Source organism: Citrobacter sp. CtB7.12 (assembly GCF_001297795.1).
GTDB lineage: Bacteria > Pseudomonadota > Gammaproteobacteria > Enterobacterales > Enterobacteriaceae > Citrobacter_A > Citrobacter_A amalonaticus.
Genome location: NZ_LIFT01000029.1, coordinates 13706 through 35350, shown reverse-complemented (window position 1 = coordinate 35350; position 21645 = coordinate 13706). Strand labels below are relative to the sequence as shown.

General features: G+C 53.8%; 18 protein-coding genes. 9 read left to right on the top strand and 9 right to left on the bottom strand.

The annotated features are described in order from the left end of the window. The 9 genes from tuf to rpoC all read left to right on the top strand — a co-directional run. Positions 1 to 1041 (top strand): elongation factor Tu (gene tuf / locus AOY24_RS22130; RefSeq protein ID WP_054177381.1); only part of this gene is annotated, 1041 nt, incomplete at its 5' end. A 240-nt stretch (positions 1042 to 1281) separates the two neighbouring features. Beyond that, positions 1282 to 1665: a preprotein translocase subunit SecE gene (gene secE / locus AOY24_RS22125; protein WP_012907759.1), complete on the top strand. Its 384-nt coding sequence runs from the start codon at positions 1282 to 1284 to the stop codon at positions 1663 to 1665. A 1-nt stretch (position 1666) separates the two neighbouring features. Beyond that, complete coding sequence (nusG, locus tag AOY24_RS22120) at positions 1667 to 2212, top strand: transcription termination/antitermination protein NusG (RefSeq protein ID WP_003862341.1); 546 nt, start codon at positions 1667 to 1669, stop codon at positions 2210 to 2212. Between the two features lie 157 nt (positions 2213 to 2369). Beyond that, positions 2370 to 2798: a 50S ribosomal protein L11 gene (gene rplK, locus AOY24_RS22115; RefSeq protein WP_012133815.1), complete on the top strand. Its 429-nt coding sequence runs from the start codon at positions 2370 to 2372 to the stop codon at positions 2796 to 2798. A gap of 3 nt (positions 2799 to 2801) precedes the next feature. Beyond that, positions 2802 to 3506: a 50S ribosomal protein L1 gene (rplA, locus tag AOY24_RS22110; protein WP_042998969.1), complete on the top strand. Its 705-nt coding sequence runs from the start codon at positions 2802 to 2804 to the stop codon at positions 3504 to 3506. A gap of 335 nt (positions 3507 to 3841) precedes the next feature. After that, positions 3842 to 4339, top strand: a complete 498-nt coding sequence (rplJ, locus tag AOY24_RS22105; RefSeq protein WP_042293041.1) for a 50S ribosomal protein L10 — start codon at positions 3842 to 3844, stop codon at positions 4337 to 4339. A 66-nt stretch (positions 4340 to 4405) separates the two neighbouring features. Continuing rightward, positions 4406 to 4771 carry a 50S ribosomal protein L7/L12 gene (gene rplL, locus AOY24_RS22100; protein WP_012133812.1) on the top strand — a complete coding sequence of 122 codons (366 nt, stop codon included), beginning with the start codon at positions 4406 to 4408 and terminating at the stop codon, positions 4769 to 4771. A gap of 319 nt (positions 4772 to 5090) precedes the next feature. Next, positions 5091 to 9119 carry a DNA-directed RNA polymerase subunit beta gene (rpoB, locus tag AOY24_RS22095; RefSeq protein ID WP_042998970.1) on the top strand — a complete coding sequence of 1343 codons (4029 nt, stop codon included), beginning with the start codon at positions 5091 to 5093 and terminating at the stop codon, positions 9117 to 9119. Positions 9120 to 9195: 76 nt separating this feature from the next. Next, positions 9196 to 13419, top strand: a complete 4224-nt coding sequence (gene rpoC / locus AOY24_RS22090; RefSeq protein WP_042998971.1) for a DNA-directed RNA polymerase subunit beta' — start codon at positions 9196 to 9198, stop codon at positions 13417 to 13419. Positions 13420 to 13513: 94 nt separating this feature from the next. Here the strand turns inward: rpoC and AOY24_RS22085 are convergent, their stop codons facing one another. The 9 genes from AOY24_RS22085 to thiC all read right to left on the bottom strand — a co-directional run bounded on the left by AOY24_RS22085 (position 13514) and on the right by thiC (position 21575). Continuing rightward, positions 13514 to 13831 carry a PTS lactose/cellobiose transporter subunit IIA gene (locus AOY24_RS22085; protein WP_042998972.1) on the bottom strand — a complete coding sequence of 106 codons (318 nt, stop codon included), beginning with the start codon at positions 13829 to 13831 and terminating at the stop codon, positions 13514 to 13516. Between the two features lies 1 nt (position 13832). Continuing rightward, entirely contained in the window at positions 13833 to 14141 is a 309-nt protein-coding gene (locus tag AOY24_RS22080; RefSeq protein ID WP_042998973.1) for a PTS sugar transporter subunit IIB, read from the bottom strand. A gap of 181 nt (positions 14142 to 14322) precedes the next feature. Then, on the bottom strand, positions 14323 to 15861 hold the full coding sequence (locus AOY24_RS22075; RefSeq protein WP_054177380.1) for a sensor domain-containing diguanylate cyclase: 1539 nt from the start codon (positions 15859 to 15861) through the stop codon (positions 14323 to 14325). A 343-nt stretch (positions 15862 to 16204) separates the two neighbouring features. After that, on the bottom strand, positions 16205 to 17338 hold the full coding sequence (gene thiH / locus AOY24_RS22070) for a 2-iminoacetate synthase ThiH (RefSeq protein WP_042998975.1): 1134 nt from the start codon (positions 17336 to 17338) through the stop codon (positions 16205 to 16207). Continuing rightward, a complete protein-coding gene (gene thiG / locus AOY24_RS22065) occupies positions 17335 to 18105 on the bottom strand; it encodes a thiazole synthase (RefSeq protein WP_042998976.1) in 771 nt (256 codons plus the stop codon). The genes thiH and thiG overlap by 4 nt, the downstream gene beginning before the upstream one ends. Position 18106: 1 nt before the next feature. Next, complete coding sequence (thiS, locus tag AOY24_RS22060) at positions 18107 to 18307, bottom strand: sulfur carrier protein ThiS (RefSeq protein WP_042998977.1); 201 nt, start codon at positions 18305 to 18307, stop codon at positions 18107 to 18109. Further along, positions 18288 to 19046: a HesA/MoeB/ThiF family protein gene (locus AOY24_RS22055; RefSeq protein WP_042998978.1), complete on the bottom strand. Its 759-nt coding sequence runs from the start codon at positions 19044 to 19046 to the stop codon at positions 18288 to 18290. Before AOY24_RS22055 ends, thiS begins: the two co-directional genes overlap by 20 nt. Continuing rightward, positions 19039 to 19674, bottom strand: a complete 636-nt coding sequence (gene thiE, locus AOY24_RS22050) for a thiamine phosphate synthase (protein ID WP_042998979.1) — start codon at positions 19672 to 19674, stop codon at positions 19039 to 19041. The genes AOY24_RS22055 and thiE overlap by 8 nt, the downstream gene beginning before the upstream one ends. Continuing rightward, on the bottom strand, positions 19674 to 21575 hold the full coding sequence (gene thiC / locus AOY24_RS22045; RefSeq protein ID WP_042998980.1) for a phosphomethylpyrimidine synthase ThiC: 1902 nt from the start codon (positions 21573 to 21575) through the stop codon (positions 19674 to 19676). Before thiC ends, thiE begins: the two co-directional genes overlap by 1 nt. Positions 21576 to 21645 lie beyond the last annotated feature (70 nt).

Below are 21645 nucleotides of genomic sequence, written 5' to 3'. Positions count from 1 at the left end.
CAGATCGATAACGCGCCGGAAGAAAAAGCTCGTGGTATCACCATCAACACTTCTCACGTTGAATATGACACCCCGACTCGCCACTACGCACACGTAGACTGCCCGGGCCACGCCGACTATGTTAAAAACATGATCACCGGTGCTGCGCAGATGGACGGCGCGATCCTGGTTGTTGCTGCGACTGACGGCCCGATGCCGCAGACTCGTGAGCACATCCTGCTGGGTCGTCAGGTAGGCGTTCCGTACATCATCGTGTTCCTGAACAAATGCGACATGGTTGATGACGAAGAGCTGCTGGAACTGGTAGAAATGGAAGTTCGTGAACTTCTGTCTCAGTACGATTTCCCGGGCGACGACACCCCGATCGTTCGTGGTTCTGCTCTGAAAGCGCTGGAAGGCGACGCAGAGTGGGAAGCGAAAATCATCGAACTGGCTGGCTTCCTGGATTCTTACATCCCGGAACCAGAGCGTGCGATTGACAAGCCGTTCCTGCTGCCGATCGAAGACGTATTCTCCATCTCCGGTCGTGGTACCGTTGTTACCGGTCGTGTAGAACGCGGTATCATCAAAGTGGGCGAAGAAGTTGAAATCGTTGGTATCAAAGAGACTGCCAAGTCTACCTGTACTGGCGTTGAAATGTTCCGCAAACTGCTGGACGAAGGCCGTGCGGGTGAGAACGTTGGTGTTCTGCTGCGTGGTATCAAACGTGAAGAAATCGAACGTGGTCAGGTACTGGCTAAGCCGGGCACCATCAAGCCGCACACGATGTTCGAATCCGAAGTGTACATCCTGTCCAAAGACGAAGGCGGCCGTCATACTCCGTTCTTCAAAGGCTACCGTCCGCAGTTCTACTTCCGTACAACTGACGTGACTGGCACCATCGAACTGCCGGAAGGCGTTGAGATGGTAATGCCGGGCGACAACATCAAAATGGTTGTTACCCTGATCCACCCGATCGCGATGGACGACGGTCTGCGTTTCGCAATCCGTGAAGGCGGCCGTACGGTAGGCGCAGGCGTTGTTGCTAAAGTTCTCAGCTAATCGCTGATAACATTTGACGCAATGCGCATTAAAAGGGCATCATTTGATGCCCTTTTTGCACGCTTTCGAACCAGAACCTGGCTCATCAGTGATTTTATTTGTCATAATCATTGCTGAGACAGGCTCTGAAGAGGGCGTTGAGCCCGGAATGCCCCCAATGCATTTCGGCACAAGGTTGACTGGTTAGCCTCGCATTCGCGGGGTGAAATTATTTGTAGAATACTTCTGACAGGTTGGTTTATGAGTGCGAATACCGAAGCTCAAGGGAGCGGGCGTGGCCTGGAAGCGATAAAGTGGATCGTGGTTGTGGCATTGCTGCTTGTGGCAATTGTTGGCAACTATCTTTATCGTGACATGATGCTGCCGCTGCGTGCGCTGGCCGTAGTAATTCTGATTGCTGCAGCGGGTGGTGTCGCGCTGTTGACGACAAAAGGTAAAGCTACCGTTGCTTTTGCCCGCGAAGCGCGTACTGAAGTACGTAAGGTCATTTGGCCGACTCGCCAGGAAACATTGCACACCACGTTGATTGTGGCTGCGGTTACCGCAGTAATGTCACTGATCCTGTGGGGACTGGATGGTATTCTGGTTCGCCTGGTTTCCTTTATCACTGGCCTGAGGTTCTGAGATGTCTGAAGCTCCTAAAAAGCGCTGGTACGTCGTTCAGGCGTTTTCCGGTTTTGAAGGCCGCGTAGCAACATCGCTGCGTGAGCATATCAAATTACACAATATGGAAGAGTTGTTTGGCGAAGTCATGGTGCCGACCGAAGAAGTGGTCGAAATCCGTGGTGGTCAGCGCCGTAAGAGCGAGCGTAAATTCTTCCCGGGTTATGTGCTGGTCCAGATGGTCATGAATGACGCGAGCTGGCACCTGGTGCGTAGCGTACCGCGTGTGATGGGCTTTATCGGCGGTACATCTGACCGTCCGGCGCCGATCAGCGACAAAGAAGTTGATGCGATTATGAATCGCCTGCAGCAGGTGGGTGATAAGCCGCGGCCGAAAACGTTGTTTGAACCGGGTGAGATGGTGCGTGTCAACGATGGTCCGTTTGCTGACTTTAATGGCGTCGTTGAAGAAGTGGACTATGAGAAGTCCCGCCTGAAAGTATCCGTTTCTATCTTCGGTCGTGCGACCCCGGTAGAGCTGGACTTTGCACAGGTTGAAAAAGCCTAAGTAACGATCAAAAAAGCGGCGATTTAATCGTTGCACAAGGCGTGAGATTGGAATACAATTTCGCGCCTTTTGTTTTTATGGGCCTGGCCCGTAGAACGAATTTTTATATCACGGGGAGCCTCTCTGAGGCGCTATCACCCAACAGAGGAAATTGAGAATGGCTAAGAAAGTCCAAGCCTACGTCAAGCTGCAGGTTGCAGCTGGTATGGCAAACCCGAGTCCGCCGGTTGGTCCTGCTCTGGGTCAACAGGGTGTTAACATCATGGAATTCTGCAAAGCGTTCAACGCTAAGACTGATTCCATCGAAAAAGGTCTGCCAATTCCGGTTGTTATCACCGTTTACGCTGACCGTTCTTTCACCTTCATTACCAAAACGCCTCCGGCAGCCGTTCTGCTGAAGAAAGCGGCTGGTATTAAGTCTGGTTCCGGTAAGCCGAACAAAGACAAAGTAGGTAAAATTTCCCGCGCTCAGCTGCAGGAAATCGCGCAGACCAAAGCTGCCGACATGACTGGTGCCGACATTGAAGCGATGACTCGCTCCATTGAAGGTACTGCACGTTCCATGGGCCTGGTAGTGGAGGACTAAGAAATGGCTAAACTGACCAAGCGCATGCGTGTGATCCGTGAGAAAGTTGATGCGACCAAACAGTACGACATCAACGAAGCTATCTCTCTGCTGAAAGAACTGGCTACCGCTAAGTTCGTTGAAAGCGTAGACGTTGCCGTTAACCTCGGCATCGATGCGCGTAAATCTGACCAGAACGTACGTGGTGCAACTGTACTGCCGCACGGTACTGGCCGTTCCGTTCGCGTAGCTGTATTTACCCAGGGTGCAAACGCTGAAGCTGCTAAAGCTGCTGGCGCTGAACTGGTAGGTATGGAAGATCTGGCTGAGCAGATCAAGAAAGGCGAAATGAACTTTGACGTGGTTATTGCTTCTCCGGATGCAATGCGCGTTGTTGGCCAACTGGGCCAGGTTCTGGGTCCGCGTGGCCTGATGCCAAACCCGAAAGTGGGTACCGTAACGCCGAACGTTGCTGAAGCAGTTAAGAACGCTAAAGCGGGTCAGGTTCGTTACCGTAACGACAAAAACGGCATCATCCACACTACCATCGGTAAAGTGGATTTTGACGCTGACAAACTGAAAGAAAACCTGGAAGCTCTGCTGGTTGCGCTGAAGAAAGCAAAACCGACTCAGGCGAAAGGCGTGTACATCAAGAAAATCAGCATCTCCACCACCATGGGTGCTGGTGTTGCCGTTGATCAGGCTGGTCTGAGCGCTTCTGCGAACTAAGATTAGCTTTACGTGGGCGGTGGATTTGTCTACAATTCTACCCCCACGTTTCTGTTGAAAGAGACAGACACTCTGCAAGTCATTTGAATTGCGGTTCGAAAGACGAAGCATAGAACAGATTTGTTCGTTGGAGCCTGGCCTATCCAGGCCTCCGTCGAAGACCGCAGGTGTTTCGTAAGAAACTTAATCCCCTGCGTAGACGGTGACAGAACGCTAAGATTATTTTTGGATACTCTGGCTTGTTTCTGCTCACCGTATTAAGACGCTCTTTTCGTTGGAAAGAGTGAAGTGAGTTCCGGAACATGAGTTCCGGCAAACATCCAGGAGCAAAGCTAATGGCTTTAAATCTTCAAGACAAACAAGCGATTGTTGCTGAAGTCAGCGAAGTAGCCAAAGGCGCGCTGTCTGCAGTAGTTGCGGATTCCCGTGGCGTGACTGTAGATAAAATGACTGAACTGCGTAAAGCAGGTCGTGAAGCTGGCGTTTACATGCGTGTTGTTCGTAACACCCTGCTGCGTCGTGCTGTTGAAGGTTCTCCGTTCGAGTGCCTGAAAGACACGTTTGTTGGTCCGACCCTGATTGCATACTCTATGGAACACCCGGGCGCTGCTGCTCGTCTGTTCAAAGAGTTCGCGAAAGCGAATGCAAAATTTGAGGTCAAAGCCGCTGCCTTTGAAGGTGAGCTGATCCCGGCGTCTCAGATCGACCGCCTGGCAACTCTGCCGACCTACGAAGAAGCAATTGCACGCCTGATGGCAACCATGAAAGAAGCTTCGGCTGGCAAACTGGTTCGTACTCTGGCTGCTGTACGCGATGCGAAAGAAGCTGCTTAATCGCAGTTATCTTTTTAAAGCATCTGCTTACGTATAAACTTATTCTGATATTCAGGAACAATTTAAATGTCTATCACTAAAGATCAAATCATTGAAGCAGTATCCGCTATGTCCGTAATGGACGTTGTAGAACTGATCTCTGCAATGGAAGAAAAATTCGGTGTTTCCGCTGCTGCTGCTGTTGCTGTAGCTGCTGGCCCGGTTGAAGCTGCTGAAGAAAAAACTGAATTCGACGTAATTCTGAAAGCTGCTGGCGCTAACAAAGTTGCTGTAATCAAAGCAGTACGTGGCGCAACTGGCCTGGGTCTGAAAGAAGCTAAAGACCTGGTAGAATCTGCTCCGGCCGCTCTGAAAGAAGGCGTGAGCAAAGATGACGCAGAAGCACTGAAAAAATCTCTGGAAGAAGCTGGCGCTGAAGTTGAAGTTAAATAAGCCAACCCTTCCGGTTGCAGCCTGAGAAATTAGGCTGATGGCTGGTGACTTTTTGGTCACCAGCCTTTTTGCGCTGTAAGGCGCCAGTAGCGTTTCACACTGTTTGACTACTGCTGTGCCTTTCAATGCTTGTTTCTATCGACGACTTAATATACTGCGACAGAGCGTCCGTTCTGTGTAAATCGCAATGAAATGGTTTAAGCGTGATAGCAACAGGCATTGCGGAAAGTATTCGATTTTCCGGTCAACAAAATAGTGTTGCACAAACTGTCCGCTCAATGGACAGATGGGTCGACTTGTCAGCGAGCTGAGGAACCCTATGGTTTACTCCTATACCGAGAAAAAACGTATTCGTAAGGATTTTGGTAAACGTCCACAAGTTCTGGATGTGCCTTATCTCCTTTCTATCCAGCTTGACTCGTTTCAGAAGTTTATCGAGCAAGATCCTGAGGGGCAGTATGGTCTGGAAGCCGCCTTCCGTTCCGTATTCCCGATTCAGAGCTATAGCGGTAATTCCGAGCTGCAATACGTCAGCTACCGTCTTGGCGAACCGGTGTTTGACGTTCAGGAATGTCAGATCCGTGGCGTGACCTATTCCGCACCGCTGCGCGTAAAACTGCGTCTGGTGATCTACGAGCGCGAAGCGCCGGAAGGCACCGTTAAAGACATTAAAGAACAAGAAGTCTACATGGGCGAAATTCCGCTCATGACCGACAACGGTACCTTTGTTATCAACGGTACTGAGCGTGTTATCGTTTCTCAGCTGCACCGTAGTCCGGGCGTCTTCTTTGACTCCGACAAAGGTAAAACCCACTCTTCGGGTAAAGTGCTGTATAACGCGCGCATCATTCCTTACCGTGGTTCCTGGCTGGACTTCGAATTCGATCCGAAGGACAACCTGTTCGTACGTATCGACCGTCGCCGTAAACTGCCTGCGACCATTATTCTGCGTGCGCTGAACTACACCACTGAGCAGATCCTGGATCTGTTCTTCGAAAAAGTGATTTTCGAGATTCGCGACAACAAGCTGCAGATGGAGCTGGTGCCTGAACGTCTGCGTGGTGAAACCGCCTCCTTCGATATCGAAGCGAACGGTAAAATCTACGTTGAAAAAGGCCGCCGCATCACTGCGCGTCACATCCGCCAACTGGAAAAAGACGATATCAAACATATCGAAGTTCCGGTTGAGTACATTGCGGGCAAAGTGGCTGCGAAAGATTACGTTGACGAATCCACTGGCGAGCTGATCTGCCCGGCGAACATGGAGCTGAGCCTGGATCTGCTGGCTAAGCTGAGCCAGTCTGGCCACAAACGTATCGAAACCCTGTTCACCAACGATCTGGATCACGGCCCGTACATTTCTGAAACCGTACGCGTCGACCCAACTAACGATCGTCTGAGCGCGCTGGTAGAAATCTACCGCATGATGCGCCCGGGTGAGCCGCCGACACGTGAAGCGGCTGAAAGCCTGTTTGAGAACCTGTTCTTCTCTGAAGACCGTTATGACCTGTCTGCGGTCGGTCGTATGAAGTTCAACCGTTCTCTGCTGCGCGACGAAATCGAAGGTTCCGGTATCCTGAGCAAAGACGACATCATCGAAGTGATGAAGAAGCTCATCGATATCCGTAACGGTAAAGGCGAAGTCGATGATATCGACCACCTCGGCAACCGTCGTATCCGTTCCGTAGGCGAAATGGCGGAAAACCAATTCCGCGTTGGCCTGGTACGTGTTGAGCGTGCGGTGAAAGAGCGTCTGTCTCTGGGCGATCTGGATACCCTGATGCCTCAGGACATGATCAACGCCAAACCGATTTCTGCAGCAGTGAAAGAGTTCTTCGGTTCCAGCCAGCTGTCTCAGTTTATGGACCAGAACAACCCGCTGTCTGAGATTACGCACAAACGCCGTATCTCTGCACTCGGCCCAGGCGGTCTGACGCGTGAGCGCGCTGGCTTTGAAGTTCGAGACGTACACCCGACGCACTATGGTCGCGTATGTCCAATCGAAACGCCTGAAGGTCCGAACATCGGTCTGATCAACTCCCTGTCCGTGTACGCACAGACTAACGAATATGGCTTCCTCGAGACGCCGTATCGTCGCGTGGTTGATGGCGTTGTGACAGATGAGATTCATTACCTGTCTGCTATTGAAGAAGGTAACTTCGTTATCGCTCAGGCGAACTCCAACCTGGATGACGATGGCCACTTCGTAGAAGATCTGGTGACCTGCCGTAGCAAAGGTGAATCCAGCCTGTTCAGCCGTGACCAGGTTGACTACATGGACGTTTCCACTCAGCAGGTGGTTTCCGTCGGTGCGTCCCTGATCCCGTTCCTGGAACACGATGACGCCAACCGTGCATTGATGGGTGCGAACATGCAACGTCAGGCGGTTCCGACTCTGCGCGCTGATAAGCCGCTGGTAGGTACCGGTATGGAACGTGCTGTTGCCGTTGACTCCGGTGTTACTGCGGTGGCTAAACGTGGCGGTACCGTTCAGTACGTGGATGCTTCCCGTATCGTTATCAAAGTTAACGAAGACGAGATGTACCCGGGCGAAGCGGGTATCGACATCTACAACCTGACCAAATACACCCGTTCTAACCAGAACACCTGTATCAACCAGATGCCGTGTGTCTCTCTGGGCGAGCCGGTTGAACGTGGTGATGTACTGGCAGACGGTCCGTCCACCGACCTCGGTGAACTGGCGCTCGGTCAGAACATGCGCGTCGCGTTCATGCCGTGGAACGGTTACAACTTCGAAGACTCCATCCTCGTTTCCGAGCGTGTTGTCCAGGAAGACCGTTTCACCACCATCCACATTCAGGAACTGGCGTGCGTGTCCCGTGACACCAAGCTGGGGCCGGAAGAGATCACCGCTGACATCCCGAACGTGGGTGAAGCTGCGCTCTCCAAACTGGATGAATCCGGTATCGTTTACATCGGTGCGGAAGTGACCGGCGGCGACATTCTGGTGGGTAAGGTAACGCCGAAAGGTGAAACCCAGCTGACGCCAGAAGAAAAACTGCTGCGTGCGATCTTCGGTGAGAAAGCGTCTGACGTTAAAGACTCTTCTCTGCGCGTACCAAACGGTGTTTCCGGTACGGTTATCGACGTTCAGGTCTTTACTCGCGATGGCGTAGAAAAAGACAAACGTGCGCTGGAAATCGAAGAGATGCAGCTGAAGCAGGCGAAGAAAGACCTGTCTGAAGAACTGCAGATCCTCGAAGCTGGCCTGTTCAGCCGTATCTATGCTGTGCTGGTTGCCGGTGGTGTTGAAGCTGAGAAGCTCGACAAACTGCCTCGCGATCGCTGGCTGGAACTCGGCCTGACCGATGAAGAGAAACAAAATCAGCTGGAACAACTGGCTGAGCAGTACGACGAACTGAAACACGAGTTCGAGAAAAAACTCGAAGCGAAACGCCGCAAAATCACCCAAGGCGACGATCTGGCACCGGGCGTGCTGAAGATTGTTAAGGTCTATCTGGCCGTTAAACGCCGTATCCAGCCTGGTGACAAGATGGCAGGTCGTCACGGTAACAAGGGTGTCATTTCTAAGATCAACCCGATCGAAGATATGCCGCACGATGCTAACGGTACGCCGGTAGATATCGTACTGAACCCGCTGGGCGTACCGTCTCGTATGAACATCGGTCAGATTCTGGAAACCCACCTGGGTATGGCTGCGAAAGGTATCGGCGATAAGATCAACGCCATGCTGAAACAGCAGCAGGAAGTCGCGAAACTGCGCGAGTTCATCCAGCGTGCGTACGATCTGGGTGCTGACGTTCGTCAGAAAGTTGACCTGAATACCTTCAGCGATGAAGAAGTTCTGCGTCTGGCTGAAAACCTGCGCAAAGGTATGCCAATCGCAACGCCGGTGTTCGACGGTGCGAAAGAAGCGGAAATTAAAGAGCTGCTGAAACTGGGTGACCTGCCGACTTCCGGTCAGATCACGCTGTTCGACGGCCGTACGGGTGAGCAGTTCGAGCGTCCGGTAACCGTAGGTTACATGTACATGCTGAAACTGAACCACCTGGTCGACGATAAGATGCACGCTCGTTCCACCGGTTCCTACAGCCTGGTTACTCAGCAGCCGCTGGGTGGTAAGGCGCAGTTCGGTGGTCAGCGCTTCGGGGAGATGGAAGTGTGGGCGCTGGAAGCATACGGCGCGGCATACACCCTGCAGGAAATGCTCACCGTTAAGTCTGATGACGTGAACGGCCGTACTAAGATGTATAAGAACATCGTAGATGGCAACCATCAGATGGAACCGGGCATGCCGGAATCCTTCAACGTACTGTTGAAAGAGATTCGTTCGCTGGGTATCAACATCGAACTGGAAGACGAGTAATTCTCGCTCAAACAGGTCACTGCTGCCGGGATAACACCCGGCAGCGGAATGTGCTAACTCCGACGGGAGCAAATCCGTGAAAGACTTATTAAAGTTTCTGAAAGCGCAAACTAAAACCGAAGAGTTTGATGCGATCAAAATTGCTCTGGCTTCGCCAGACATGATCCGTTCATGGTCTTTCGGTGAAGTTAAGAAGCCGGAAACCATTAACTACCGTACGTTCAAACCTGAGCGTGACGGCCTTTTCTGCGCCCGTATCTTTGGGCCGGTAAAAGACTACGAGTGCCTGTGCGGTAAGTACAAGCGCCTGAAACACCGCGGTGTGATCTGTGAGAAGTGCGGCGTTGAAGTGACCCAGACTAAAGTACGCCGTGAGCGTATGGGTCACATCGAGCTGGCGTCCCCGACTGCTCACATCTGGTTCCTGAAATCTCTGCCGTCCCGTATCGGCCTGTTGCTCGATATGCCGCTGCGCGATATCGAACGCGTACTGTACTTCGAATCCTATGTGGTTATCGAAGGCGGTATGACCAATCTGGAACGCCAGCAGATCCTGACTGAAGAACAGTATCTGGATGCGCTGGAAGAGTTCGGTGACGAATTTGACGCGAAGATGGGTGCGGAAGCGATCCAGGCCTTGCTGAAGAGCATGGATCTGGAGCAAGAGTGTGAAACTCTGCGTGAAGAGCTGAACGAAACCAACTCCGAAACCAAACGTAAGAAGCTGACCAAGCGTATCAAGCTGCTGGAAGCGTTCGTTCAGTCTGGCAATAAGCCAGAGTGGATGATCCTGACCGTTCTGCCGGTTCTGCCGCCAGATCTGCGTCCGCTGGTTCCGCTGGATGGTGGTCGTTTCGCCACGTCGGATCTAAACGATCTGTATCGTCGCGTGATCAACCGTAACAACCGTCTGAAACGTCTGCTGGATCTGGCTGCGCCGGACATCATCGTACGCAACGAAAAACGTATGCTGCAGGAAGCGGTTGACGCCCTGCTGGATAACGGTCGTCGTGGTCGTGCGATCACCGGTTCTAACAAACGTCCTCTGAAATCTTTGGCCGATATGATCAAAGGTAAACAGGGTCGTTTCCGTCAGAACCTGCTCGGTAAGCGTGTTGACTACTCCGGTCGTTCTGTTATCACCGTAGGTCCATACCTGCGTCTGCATCAGTGCGGTCTGCCGAAGAAAATGGCACTGGAGCTGTTCAAACCGTTCATCTACGGCAAGCTGGAACTGCGTGGCCTCGCCACCACCATCAAAGCCGCGAAGAAAATGGTTGAGCGTGAAGAAGCTGTCGTTTGGGATATCCTGGACGAAGTGATCCGCGAACACCCGGTACTGCTGAACCGTGCACCAACACTGCACCGTCTGGGTATCCAGGCGTTTGAACCTGTTCTTATCGAAGGTAAAGCTATCCAGCTGCACCCGCTGGTTTGTGCGGCCTATAACGCCGACTTCGATGGTGACCAGATGGCTGTTCACGTACCGCTGACGCTGGAAGCCCAGCTCGAAGCGCGTGCGCTGATGATGTCTACCAACAACATCCTGTCCCCGGCGAACGGCGAACCTATCATCGTTCCGTCTCAGGACGTTGTACTGGGTCTGTACTACATGACCCGTGACTGTGTTAACGCCAAAGGCGAAGGCATGGTGCTGACTGGCCCGAAAGAAGCTGAGCGTATTTATCGCGCTGGCCTGGCCTCTCTGCATGCGCGCGTTAAAGTGCGTATCACCGAATACGAAAAAGATGCTAACGGCGAGTTCGTTGCGAAAACCAGCCTGATTGATACGACGGTAGGTCGTGCAATCCTGTGGATGATCGTACCGAAAGGTCTGCCTTTCTCCATCGTCAACCAGGCGCTGGGTAAGAAAGCGATCTCCAAAATGCTGAACACCTGTTACCGCATTCTGGGTCTGAAGCCGACCGTTATCTTCGCTGACCAGACAATGTATACCGGCTTTGCTTATGCAGCGCGTTCAGGTGCATCCGTTGGTATCGATGACATGGTCATCCCGGAGAAAAAACACGAGATCATCTCTGAAGCGGAAGCTGAAGTGGCTGAGATCCAGGAACAGTTCCAGTCTGGTCTGGTCACCGCCGGCGAACGTTACAACAAAGTGATCGATATCTGGGCTGCGGCGAACGATCGCGTTTCCAAAGCGATGATGGATAACCTGCAAACCGAAACCGTGATTAACCGTGACGGTCAGGAAGAGCAGCAGGTTTCCTTCAACAGCATCTACATGATGGCCGATTCCGGTGCGCGTGGTTCTGCTGCACAGATTCGTCAGCTGGCGGGTATGCGTGGTCTGATGGCGAAGCCGGATGGCTCCATCATCGAAACGCCGATCACCGCGAACTTCCGTGAAGGTCTGAACGTACTCCAGTACTTCATCTCCACGCACGGTGCGCGTAAAGGTCTGGCGGATACCGCACTGAAAACAGCGAACTCCGGTTACCTGACGCGTCGTCTGGTTGACGTTGCACAGGATCTGGTTGTTACCGAAGACGACTGCGGCACGCTGGAAGGTATCACCATGACCCCGGTTATCGAGGGTGGTGATGTTAAAGAGCCATTGCGCGATCGCGTTCTGGGTCGTGTAACCGCAGAAGACATTCTGAAGCCGGGTACGGCGGATATTCTGGTTCCGCGCAACACGCTGCTGCATGAACAGTGGTGTGATCTGCTGGAAGCGAACTCCGTTGACTCTGTGAAAGTTCGCTCTGTTGTATCCTGTGACACCGACTTTGGTGTATGTGCGCACTGCTATGGTCGTGACCTGGCGCGTGGCCACATCATCAACAAAGGTGAAGCTATCGGCGTTATCGCGGCACAGTCCATCGGTGAGCCGGGTACACAGCTGACGATGCGTACGTTCCACATCGGTGGTGCGGCATCTCGTGCGGCTGCTGAATCCAGCATCCAGGTGAAAAACAAAGGTAGCATCCGTCTGAGCAATGCGAAGTCGGTTGTGAACTCCAGCGGTAAACTGGTGATCACCTCCCGTAACACTGAGCTGAAACTGATCGACGAATTCGGTCGTACCAAAGAAAGCTATAAAGTGCCTTACGGCTCTGTGATGGCGAAAGGTGATGGTGAGCAGGTTGCCGGCGGTGAAACCGTAGCAAACTGGGATCCGCACACCATGCCGGTTATCACGGAAGTGAGTGGTTTTGTCCGCTTCACTGACATGATCGACGGCCAAACCATTACGCGTCAGACCGACGAGTTAACCGGTCTGTCTTCTCTGGTGGTTCTGGATTCCGCAGAACGTACTACCGGTGGTAAAGATCTGCGTCCTGCACTGAAAATCGTTGATGCTCAGGGTAACGACGTACTGATCCCGGGTACCGATATGCCTGCGCAGTACTTCCTGCCGGGTAAAGCGATTGTTCAGCTGGAAGATGGCGTACAGATCAGTTCTGGTGACACCCTGGCGCGTGTTCCACAGGAATCCGGCGGTACCAAGGATATCACCGGTGGTCTGCCGCGCGTTGCGGACCTGTTCGAAGCACGTCGTCCGAAAGAGCCGGCAATCCTGGCTGAAATCAGCGGTATTATTTCCTTCGGTAAAGAAACCAAAGGGAAACGTCGTCTGGTTATCACCCCAGTAGACGGTAGCGATCCGTACGAAGAGATGATTCCGAAATGGCGTCAGCTCAACGTGTTCGAAGGTGAACGTGTAGAACGTGGTGACGTGGTTTCCGACGGTCCGGAAGCGCCGCACGACATTCTGCGTCTGCGTGGTGTTCATGCTGTAACTCGTTACATCGTTAACGAAGTTCAGGACGTATACCGTCTGCAGGGCGTTAAGATTAACGATAAACACATCGAAGTTATCGTTCGTCAGATGCTGCGTAAAGCCACCATCGAAAGCGCTGGTAGTTCCGACTTCTTGGAAGGCGAACAGGTTGAATACTCCCGCGTCAAGATCGCTAACCGCGAACTGGAAGCGAACGGCAAAGTGGGCGCCACGTTCTCCCGCGATCTGCTGGGTATCACCAAAGCGTCTCTGGCAACCGAGTCGTTCATCTCTGCCGCATCGTTCCAGGAGACCACGCGTGTCCTGACCGAAGCAGCCGTTGCGGGTAAACGCGACGAACTGCGTGGCCTGAAAGAGAACGTTATCGTAGGTCGTCTGATCCCGGCGGGTACCGGTTATGCGTACCACCAGGATCGTATGCGTCGCCGTGCTGCGGGTGAACTTCCGGCTGCACCGCAGGTGACTGCAGAAGATGCCTCTGCCAGCCTGGCAGAACTGCTGAACGCAGGTCTGGGTGGTTCTGACAACGAGTAATCGTTGACTGCCTGACAGTAAAAAACCCGCTTCGGCGGGTTTTTTTATGGCGTTTTTGTAGGCCCGGTAAGCGTAGCGCCACCAGGCTTTTTTATCAGTTTGCCAGCGGGATTCGGCGATACAGTTCAATCATGTCACCTGCCAGATCCTGAATCACCATCGCGTTCATCAGATGGTCCTGCGAGTGGACGGTGATCAGATTCACCGGCAGCTTACCGGTTCCTTCATCGATCCCGATCAGTTGCGTCTGGATTTTATGCGCCAGTTTGACGTAATCGCGTGACTCTTCCATCGCCTGTTCGGCACCGGCAAAGTCGCCTTTGCGAGCCAGTTGCAGGGCGGTCAATGCCTGGCTTCGTGCGGCTCCGGCATTAACCAGCAGTTCCATAATGATGGTTTCTAACTCTTCCATGTTAGGGCTCCATCAGCTTCAGGGCTTTTTCCAGCACGGCATCGCCTTTCATCATGCCGTAATCCATCATGTCGATCACGGCGACTTTCTTACCGAGCGGATCGGCCAGCGCCTGCAATTTTGCCTGCTCATACTTGACCTGCGGGCCCAACAGGACGATGTCCGCCGTGGCAATATTCTCTTTAAACTCTGCGACAGGTACAGCCTTGATCGTCACTTCGATCCCTTTCTTCTGAGCGGCATCTTTCATTCGTTGTACCAGCATGCTGGTGGACATACCGGCGGCACAGCATAAAACGATATTCTTCATAGTTCGCTCTCACGGTTCCATTGATACTTCATCTTTAGTCCGAGCGAGTGATGAGAACAACCGCCTTACCGCGAATGTGTGTAAAGCATCACAAAGAAATCGCACAAATAATGAAACCGGTTGCGGTTTTTCTCAAAATGAAAAAAAGCCCGTCGTAACGGGCGTTGCAGAGAGGGGATGATCAGCGATTCGCGACAATAATCCGGTTTTTTCCTTCCTGTTTGGCTTTGTATAGCGCTTCATCTACACGCATGATCAGCTGTTCCTGCGCTTCCAGATTCCATTCCCCGAGTCCGGCGCTAAAGGTGACGTGCAGACCCTCTTCACGCCATGAGCGCTGCGCGACCTCAATGCGCCAGCGTTCCAGTAGGGTATGCGCGTTGTTCAATTGCTCACCCGAGAACAGCACGGCAAACTCCTCACCGCCATAGCGATAGACAGAAACGGCGGCGGGTTGCATGATCTGAATCCCTTCGCGCGCGACGTTACGCAGGACGATGTCGCCATTCAAATGTCCCCAGGTATCATTGATAGATTTAAAATTATCAATATCCACCAGTGCCAGGACGAACGGTTGGTGATCGTTCATCAGCGCGACGATATCGCTATCAAAAGCGCGGCGGTTTTTACAACCGGTCAGGGCATCAATGGTCGCCTGTCGAACGTAAGCCAGTTCGCGCTCCTTATTGGACTCGATAGCTTTGCTCAGCATTGCTTCAAGGCGCGGTGCGCGTTTCACATCGCCGGTCTTGATTGCGTTGATGATATTCATCAGCACCGTGCGTGAAGCGTGGCGAAGATAGAGACCAAACAGCGCAATGATGATCGCCGCAAGGGCAAATCCCCAGACCACAATGTTGGTCTCATGACGTGTCAGATCGACGAGGGTTGTATCTGAAACCCGATAAATCACAAACCAGTCCGGGTTGGTGAACGAATAGTAGTAGTACCAGTCCTGAGTGTCCGGGTCGTACAGATGTCCTTCACCGCTGGTCATCCGGCTCATGGTTTTTTTACTGACATACTGTTTAAACAGCGCGCCTGTATCCGGATGCAGTACCACTTTTCCATCACGGTCGACCACATAGAACTCGCCCTGGACGGGAGCCACCATCTGGCGCAATGCGTAACCCATTGACGTCAGATCAAGATGAAACGCAATCGTACCTTTCATTTTCCCTTCGGGAGAGATGACCGGTTTGTAGATCGTCACCGTAGGGTGGTGCGTAAAATAGTCAATGTAGGGGGCGGTATAGTTGCTAAAGGTACTGGCTTCAGCCTGATCCATAAACCAGGGACGCGATTTCACGTCGAATGTTGTGCTGCGTTCGGTATTTAGCACTTGGGGCGCGCGCAGGTAATGGCCTTCTATATCTACCAATGAGATCGAGGAGACTGAGGGCATCAGCGTCTGCAATTGCATGATGGTTTTCAGACCCTGTTCCGGGTCAAGGTTAACCGTGTCGTTCAGGTGGTCATTACGAGAAAAGTAGGTCGCCGCCCGACCAAGGATATAATCATTTTCGCGTAGCAAAGACTCGGTATAGTTCACCGCCAGGTTATGGGTGAAATTCCGATTTATGCCATGATAATCTTCAAGAAAATCATTCTTTTGCGTAAAAGTTATGAATATGGCGATCAATAAAAAGCTGAGTATGATCCCCGTAAAGCTCACCAATATTGGCGTCGTGAATGAAAGTTTTCTGTTATGACGTGCCATTACTGTACTTATCCAGAAAGTGTAAATCCCGAAGAGAAGTGCGAAGTGAAGCCAACAATGTGGCTCTGCATATCAGGAAGAATGTAGGCAATTATAATCTCGCTGATATAAGTCGAGGTGATTTATCTTAAGAAGTGTACACCCCAGTGGCCATTTTTGGCTGAAATTGGTGTTTTATCTCGCTGATTTCGGTGAAGGCAGGGCGAAACGAGGAAGAAGCTCTTCGCCCTGGACAGCGTTAAGGCTGACGGTGATACGTTAAAAAAGTGAGAGGCTAACAACAACCTCTCGTTTTCTCTCTTTCGTCGCGGCTCGTAAAATGGTTACCCGTTTGCAAGACGGTTCATCGCCTTTGCGAAGCGCGCCCCAGATACGCATCCCAGTCTTTCCATACCGGCTGAAGCCCCTGCGCGGCAAGCGCATCGGCGACAGTTTCGGGACGGCGGTTGTCATGTGGCGCGAACTGTTCCAGTTCAGGATGATTGTCCGCATACCCGCCAGGCTGGGTTTTCGAGAACGCGCTGACGTTGTTAATCGCCAGCGGGATCACGTGGTCTCGAAACCAGGGCGACTCCCGCGTCGACAACGACAGCTCAATTTCCGGTGCCAGCAGACGGAACGCGCAAATGGTTTGTACCAGTTGGCGCTCATCCATGATTGAGGCGGGCTCAATACCGCCAGCGCACGGACGCAGGCGCGGGAACGAAATCGAGTAGCGGCTTTGCCAGTAGTGCTGCTGAAGCCACAGCAAATGCTCTGCAACCATATAGCAGTCCACCCGCCAGTTGTCGGAAAGACCAATCAGCGCCCCGAGGCCGATTTTGTCGATACCTGCGCGCCCCAGTCGGTCCGGGGTTTCCAGCCGCCAGAAGAAATCCTGTTTTTTCCCCTTCAGATGGTGCTGTGCGTACATCGCGTCGTGATACGTTTCCTGATAGACCATCACGCCGTCGAGTCCCAGCGTTTTCAGTTCGGCATATTCCGCCTCGGCTAACGGTTGAACTTCCATCTGTAATGACGAAAACTGCTGGCGAATGGTGGGCAAGTGGCGACGGAAATAGTCCATTCCGACCTTTGCCTGATGCTCGCCGGTGACCAGCAGGAGATGTTCGAAACCCAGCTCGCGGATCGCCGCACACTCCCGGATAATGTCCGTTTCATTCAGCGTCTTGCGCTTGATGCGGTTACTCATCGAAAAACCGCAGTAGGTACAGTCGTTAGCGCACAGATTGGAGAGATACAGCGGGACGTAAAAACTCACCGTATTGCCGAAGCGCTGGCGGGTTAGCGTCTGCGCCCGCTGTGCCAGCGGTTCAAGGTATGCGCTCGCGGCAGGTGACAGCAGTGCCATCATATCGTCGCGGCTGGGGTGGGGGGCATTTAGCGCCCGCTCAACGTCAGCGGACGTTTTGCTGTTGATGCGCAGGCGGATGTCGTCCCAGTCGAGTTGCTGCCAGCGGTCGGTGAACGTTTTCATACCGGGACCTCCAGAAAACCGGTCAGTGGGCTGGTGGCCTGCGCCTGACGGCTGCGACTACCCGGTCCTGCCTGACGCGCCAGAAGGCCGGCTTCCACCGCCAGACGGAAAGCGCGGGCCATCATCACCGGATCGTCCGCCACGGCAATCGCCGTATTCACCAGCACGGCGTCCGCGCCCATTTCCAGCGCCTGCGTGGCGTGGCTGGGTACGCCGATTCCGGCATCCACCACGACCGGAACGGTGGACTGCTGGATAATAATCTCCAGCATGGCCCGGGTTTCCAGCCCCTGATTAGAGCCAATCGGCGCGCCGAGCGGCATCACTGCCGCACAGCCCACCTCTTCCAGCCGTTTACACAGCACCGGATCCGCACCGCAGTAAGGCAGCACCACAAATCCTTGTTTTACCAGTGCCTCGGCGGCTTTCAGCGTTTCAATGGGGTCCGGCAGCAACCAGCGCGCATCGGGATGAATTTCCAGCTTCAGCCAATGGGTACCGAGCGCCTCGCGCGCAAGCTGTGCGGCAAAGATTGCCTCTTCTGCCGTTTTCGCCCCGGAGGTGTTGGGCAACAGCGTGACGCCCGCGTCAATAAGAGGAGCCAGGATGGCGTCATTTTGCTGGCGCAAATCCACACGCTTCATGGCCAGCGTCACCAGTTGGCTACCGGAGGCGCGGATCGCGTCAATCATTAATGCTGGTGATGCAAACTTACCCGTGCCCGTGAACAGATGCGAATCAAACGTTTTATCTGCAATTCGTAACATTTCAACCCCCTGCGATAACCTGAAAAAGCAGGATCTGGTCGCCTTCCTGCACGATGTGCTGCTCCCACTGCTCGCGGGGCAGGATCTGTTGATTCAGCGCCAGTGCGGCGCCGGGTTTTAACTGATTCAATTGCGTCAGCAGTGTATGCACGGAGAGTCCTTCTGCACACTGCATTGGCTCATCATTGAACTGTATTCGCATGTCGCCCTCCACACACTGGGCACCCGCTGGCGCGGCGTAATGCCAGGCTGCGCCACTGGCTGGTTTTGCCGTCAAACAGGCGCAATTCGCCGCCGGGTATCTCCATACCGCTTAGGAGCTTGATTGCCTCGAGTGCCTGCAGGGTCCCCATCATCCCGACGACGGGGCCGACAACGCCTGCGGTACGGCAATTGCGTTCGGGTTCCGCGTCATCCGGCCATAAGCAGCGATAGCAGCCTTGTGACCAGGGCGGCGTCAACACCATCAACTGGCCGCCAAAACCGACCGCGCTGGCGGTGATCAGCGGGGTATCGAGCGCCACGCAGGCGGCGTTAATTTCCTGACGCGTCGCCATGTTGTCGGTGCAGTCGAGCACGACATCCGCTTGCGCCACTGCATGCCTGAGCGCCTCTCCACTCAGACGCTGCGTCAGCGAGAGCAGTTCGATATCCGGATTGAGTCGTGCCAGCCGCTGCTGTGCAACCTGCGATTTAGCGCGGGCAATGTCATCCGTGGTGAACAGGATCTGCCGCTGCAGGTTGCTGAGATGAACCTCATCGTCGTCAGCCAGCACCAGCGTGCCGACACCGGCTCCTGCCAGATACAGCGCGGCCGGTGAGCCTAATCCGCCCAGCCCGACGATCAGCACACGGCTGGCAAGCAGCTTTTGCTGACCGTCAATGGCGATATCGCCCAGCAGGATCTGACGGCTATAGCGCATAAAGTCACGGTCATTCATCGCCTGCTCCTGCTATCGCCAGCAATTGCGCGGTGGCCGCCCGCCAGTCTTCGGCCTGGGTAATGGCGCTGACCACCGCAATACTCCCTACACCAGTCGCCAGCACGGCGGGGGCGCGCTCCAGGCTGATACCGCCAATGGCGACGGTAGGATAATCATTCAGACGATTGATATGCCGTGCGAGTTGTTCCAGTCCTTGCGGCGCGGACGGCATCTGCTTAGTCTGCGTCGGGAAAACGTGGCCCAGCGCGATGTAGGAGGGACGTGCCGCCAGCGCTACGTCGATCTCCATATCGTCGTGTGTCGAGACGCCCAGGCGTAATCCCGCCGCCTGAATCGCCTTCAGTTCGGTGGTTTCCAGATCTTCCTGACCCAGATGCACGCCATAGGCGCGGTGTTTGATCGCCAGCCGCCAGTAATCGTTAATAAACAGACGGGCGTTGTATTTCCGCCCCAGTTTGATGGCGGCCACCACATCGGCTTCCACCTCTTCATCACGCTTATCTTTGATGCGCAACTGGAGCGTACGCACGCCCGCATCCAGTAGGCGTTCAATCCACGTTACGCTGTCGACTACCGGATAGAGGCCCAGGCGAAAAGGAACCGTTGGGAAATCGGGTTGAATCATCAGACTTCCTCCCGTTTGAGGTAGATTTCTCCGCCTTTGGCGCGGAAGGTGTCTGACATATCCGCCATGCCCACTTCGATGGTCTGGGCGGCGGCGTAGTCACGGACCTCCTGACTGATTTTCATTGAGCAGAATTTCGGGCCGCACATGGAGCAGAAGTGCGCGACTTTACCGGATTCCTGCGGCAGGGTTTCATCGTGGTAAGCGCGGGCGGTAAACGGATCGAGCGCCAGATTAAACTGGTCTTCCCAGCGGAATTCAAAGCGCGCTTTGGACATCGCGTTATCACGGATTTGCGCCCCCGGATGCCCTTTCGCCAGATCGGCGGCATGGGCGGCAATCTTGTAGGTAATCAGCCCCTGTTTCACATCTTCTTTGTTTGGCAGGCCTAGGTGTTCTTTCGGGGTGACATAACAGAGCATCGCGCAGCCAAACCAGCCGATCATCGCTGCGCCAATCCCCGAGGTGAAATGGTCGTAACCCGGTGCGATATCAGTGGTCAGCGGACCTAAGGTGTAGAATGGCGCTTCGTGACAGTGATCCAGCTCTTCGGTCATATTGCGACGGATCATCTGCATCGGCACGTGGCCCGGGCCTTCAATCATCACCTGTACATCGTATTCCCAGGCGATCTTCGTCAGTTCCCCCAGCGTATGCAGCTCCGAGAATTGCGCCTCGTCATTGGCATCCTGAAGGGAACCCGGACGCAGGCCATCGCCGAGCGACAACGACACGTCATAGGCAGCGCAGATTTCACAAATCTCGCGGAAGTGCTGGAAGAGGAAGTTCTCTTTGTGATGAGAGAGACACCATTTTGCCATAATGGACCCTCCGCGCGAGACAATCCCTGTCAGGCGTTTCGCGGTCATCGGCACATAGCGCAGCAGTACGCCGGCATGAATGGTGAAGTAGTCCACCCCCTGTTCGGCCTGCTCCAGCAGCGTATCGCGGAAGGCTTCCCACGTCAGATCTTCGGCGATCCCGTTGACCTTCTCCAGCGCCTGGTAGATCGGAACGGTACCGATCGGCACCGGGCTGTTGCGCAGGATCCATTCGCGGGTTTCATGGATATAGCGACCGGTGGAGAGGTCCATTACGGTGTCCGCTCCCCAGCGCGTTGACCACACCAGTTTCTCCACTTCTTCTTCGATGGAGGAGGTGACGGCAGAGTTGCCGATATTGGCGTTCACCTTCACCAGGAAATTACGCCCGATAATCATCGGTTCCGATTCCGGGTGATTGATGTTGGCGGGGATGATAGCTCGTCCAGCGGCCACTTCATCACGCACAAATTCCGGCGTGATGTTCTCCGGCAGGCGTGCGCCAAATCCTTCACCCGGATGCTGCTGGCGTAACACTTCACTGCGGATGCGTTCACGGCCCATGTTTTCACGAATGGCGATAAACTCCATTTCCGGGGTTACGATACCCTGGCGCGCGTAGTGCAGTTGCGTCACGCATTTGCCTGCTTTCGCGCGTTTTGGCGTCAGCAAACCGGTGAAACGCAGTTCATCCAGACCGTCGTCGGCCAGACGTTCTTTGGTATAGACAGAGCTGCGGTCAGTTAAGGCTTCGCTGTCGTTACGCGCATCAATCCACGGCTGGCGCAGCTTTGTCAGCCCCTGCTGGACGTTAATTGCCACATCCGGATCACCATACGGACCGGAGGTGTCGTACACCGGAATCGCTTCGTTCTCTTCAAACTGCGGTTCCGCTTTGCTGCCGCCGATGAGCGTCGGGCTAAGCTGAATTTCCCGCATCGGGACGCGAAGATCGTGTTGTGAACCGGTGATGTAGATCCGTTTTGAGTTCGGGAAGGCTGTGCCTTCCAGCGTATCGATAAAGTGTTGTGCTTGCGCGCGCTGTTCGCGGCGGGACAATTTAGGGGTAGTTGCAGACATAGCTCATTCCAAAAAAGTAAGGAGATGGCTTGTCAGACGACGGATGAGTAATAGGTGTGCGACGCCCGTT

Coding starts and splice junctions, on each gene's coding strand:
- secE (WP_012907759.1), top strand. CDS start 1,282: ATGAGTGCGAATACCGAAGCTCAAGGGAGCGGGCGTGGCCTGGAAGCG.
- nusG (WP_003862341.1), top strand. CDS start 1,667: ATGTCTGAAGCTCCTAAAAAGCGCTGGTACGTCGTTCAGGCGTTTTCC.
- rplK (WP_012133815.1), top strand. CDS start 2,370: ATGGCTAAGAAAGTCCAAGCCTACGTCAAGCTGCAGGTTGCAGCTGGT.
- rplA (WP_042998969.1), top strand. CDS start 2,802: ATGGCTAAACTGACCAAGCGCATGCGTGTGATCCGTGAGAAAGTTGAT.
- rplJ (WP_042293041.1), top strand. CDS start 3,842: ATGGCTTTAAATCTTCAAGACAAACAAGCGATTGTTGCTGAAGTCAGC.
- rplL (WP_012133812.1), top strand. CDS start 4,406: ATGTCTATCACTAAAGATCAAATCATTGAAGCAGTATCCGCTATGTCC.
- rpoB (WP_042998970.1), top strand. CDS start 5,091: ATGGTTTACTCCTATACCGAGAAAAAACGTATTCGTAAGGATTTTGGT.
- AOY24_RS22085 (WP_042998972.1), bottom strand. CDS start 13,831: ATGGAAGAGTTAGAAACCATCATTATGGAACTGCTGGTTAATGCCGGA.
- AOY24_RS22080 (WP_042998973.1), bottom strand. CDS start 14,141: ATGAAGAATATCGTTTTATGCTGTGCCGCCGGTATGTCCACCAGCATG.
- AOY24_RS22075 (WP_054177380.1), bottom strand. CDS start 15,861: ATGGCACGTCATAACAGAAAACTTTCATTCACGACGCCAATATTGGTG.
- thiH (WP_042998975.1), bottom strand. CDS start 17,338: ATGAAAACGTTCACCGACCGCTGGCAGCAACTCGACTGGGACGACATC.
- thiG (WP_042998976.1), bottom strand. CDS start 18,105: ATGTTACGAATTGCAGATAAAACGTTTGATTCGCATCTGTTCACGGGC.
- thiS (WP_042998977.1), bottom strand. CDS start 18,307: ATGCGAATACAGTTCAATGATGAGCCAATGCAGTGTGCAGAAGGACTC.
- AOY24_RS22055 (WP_042998978.1), bottom strand. CDS start 19,046: ATGAATGACCGTGACTTTATGCGCTATAGCCGTCAGATCCTGCTGGGC.
- thiE (WP_042998979.1), bottom strand. CDS start 19,674: ATGATTCAACCCGATTTCCCAACGGTTCCTTTTCGCCTGGGCCTCTAT.
- thiC (WP_042998980.1), bottom strand. CDS start 21,575: ATGTCTGCAACTACCCCTAAATTGTCCCGCCGCGAACAGCGCGCGCAA.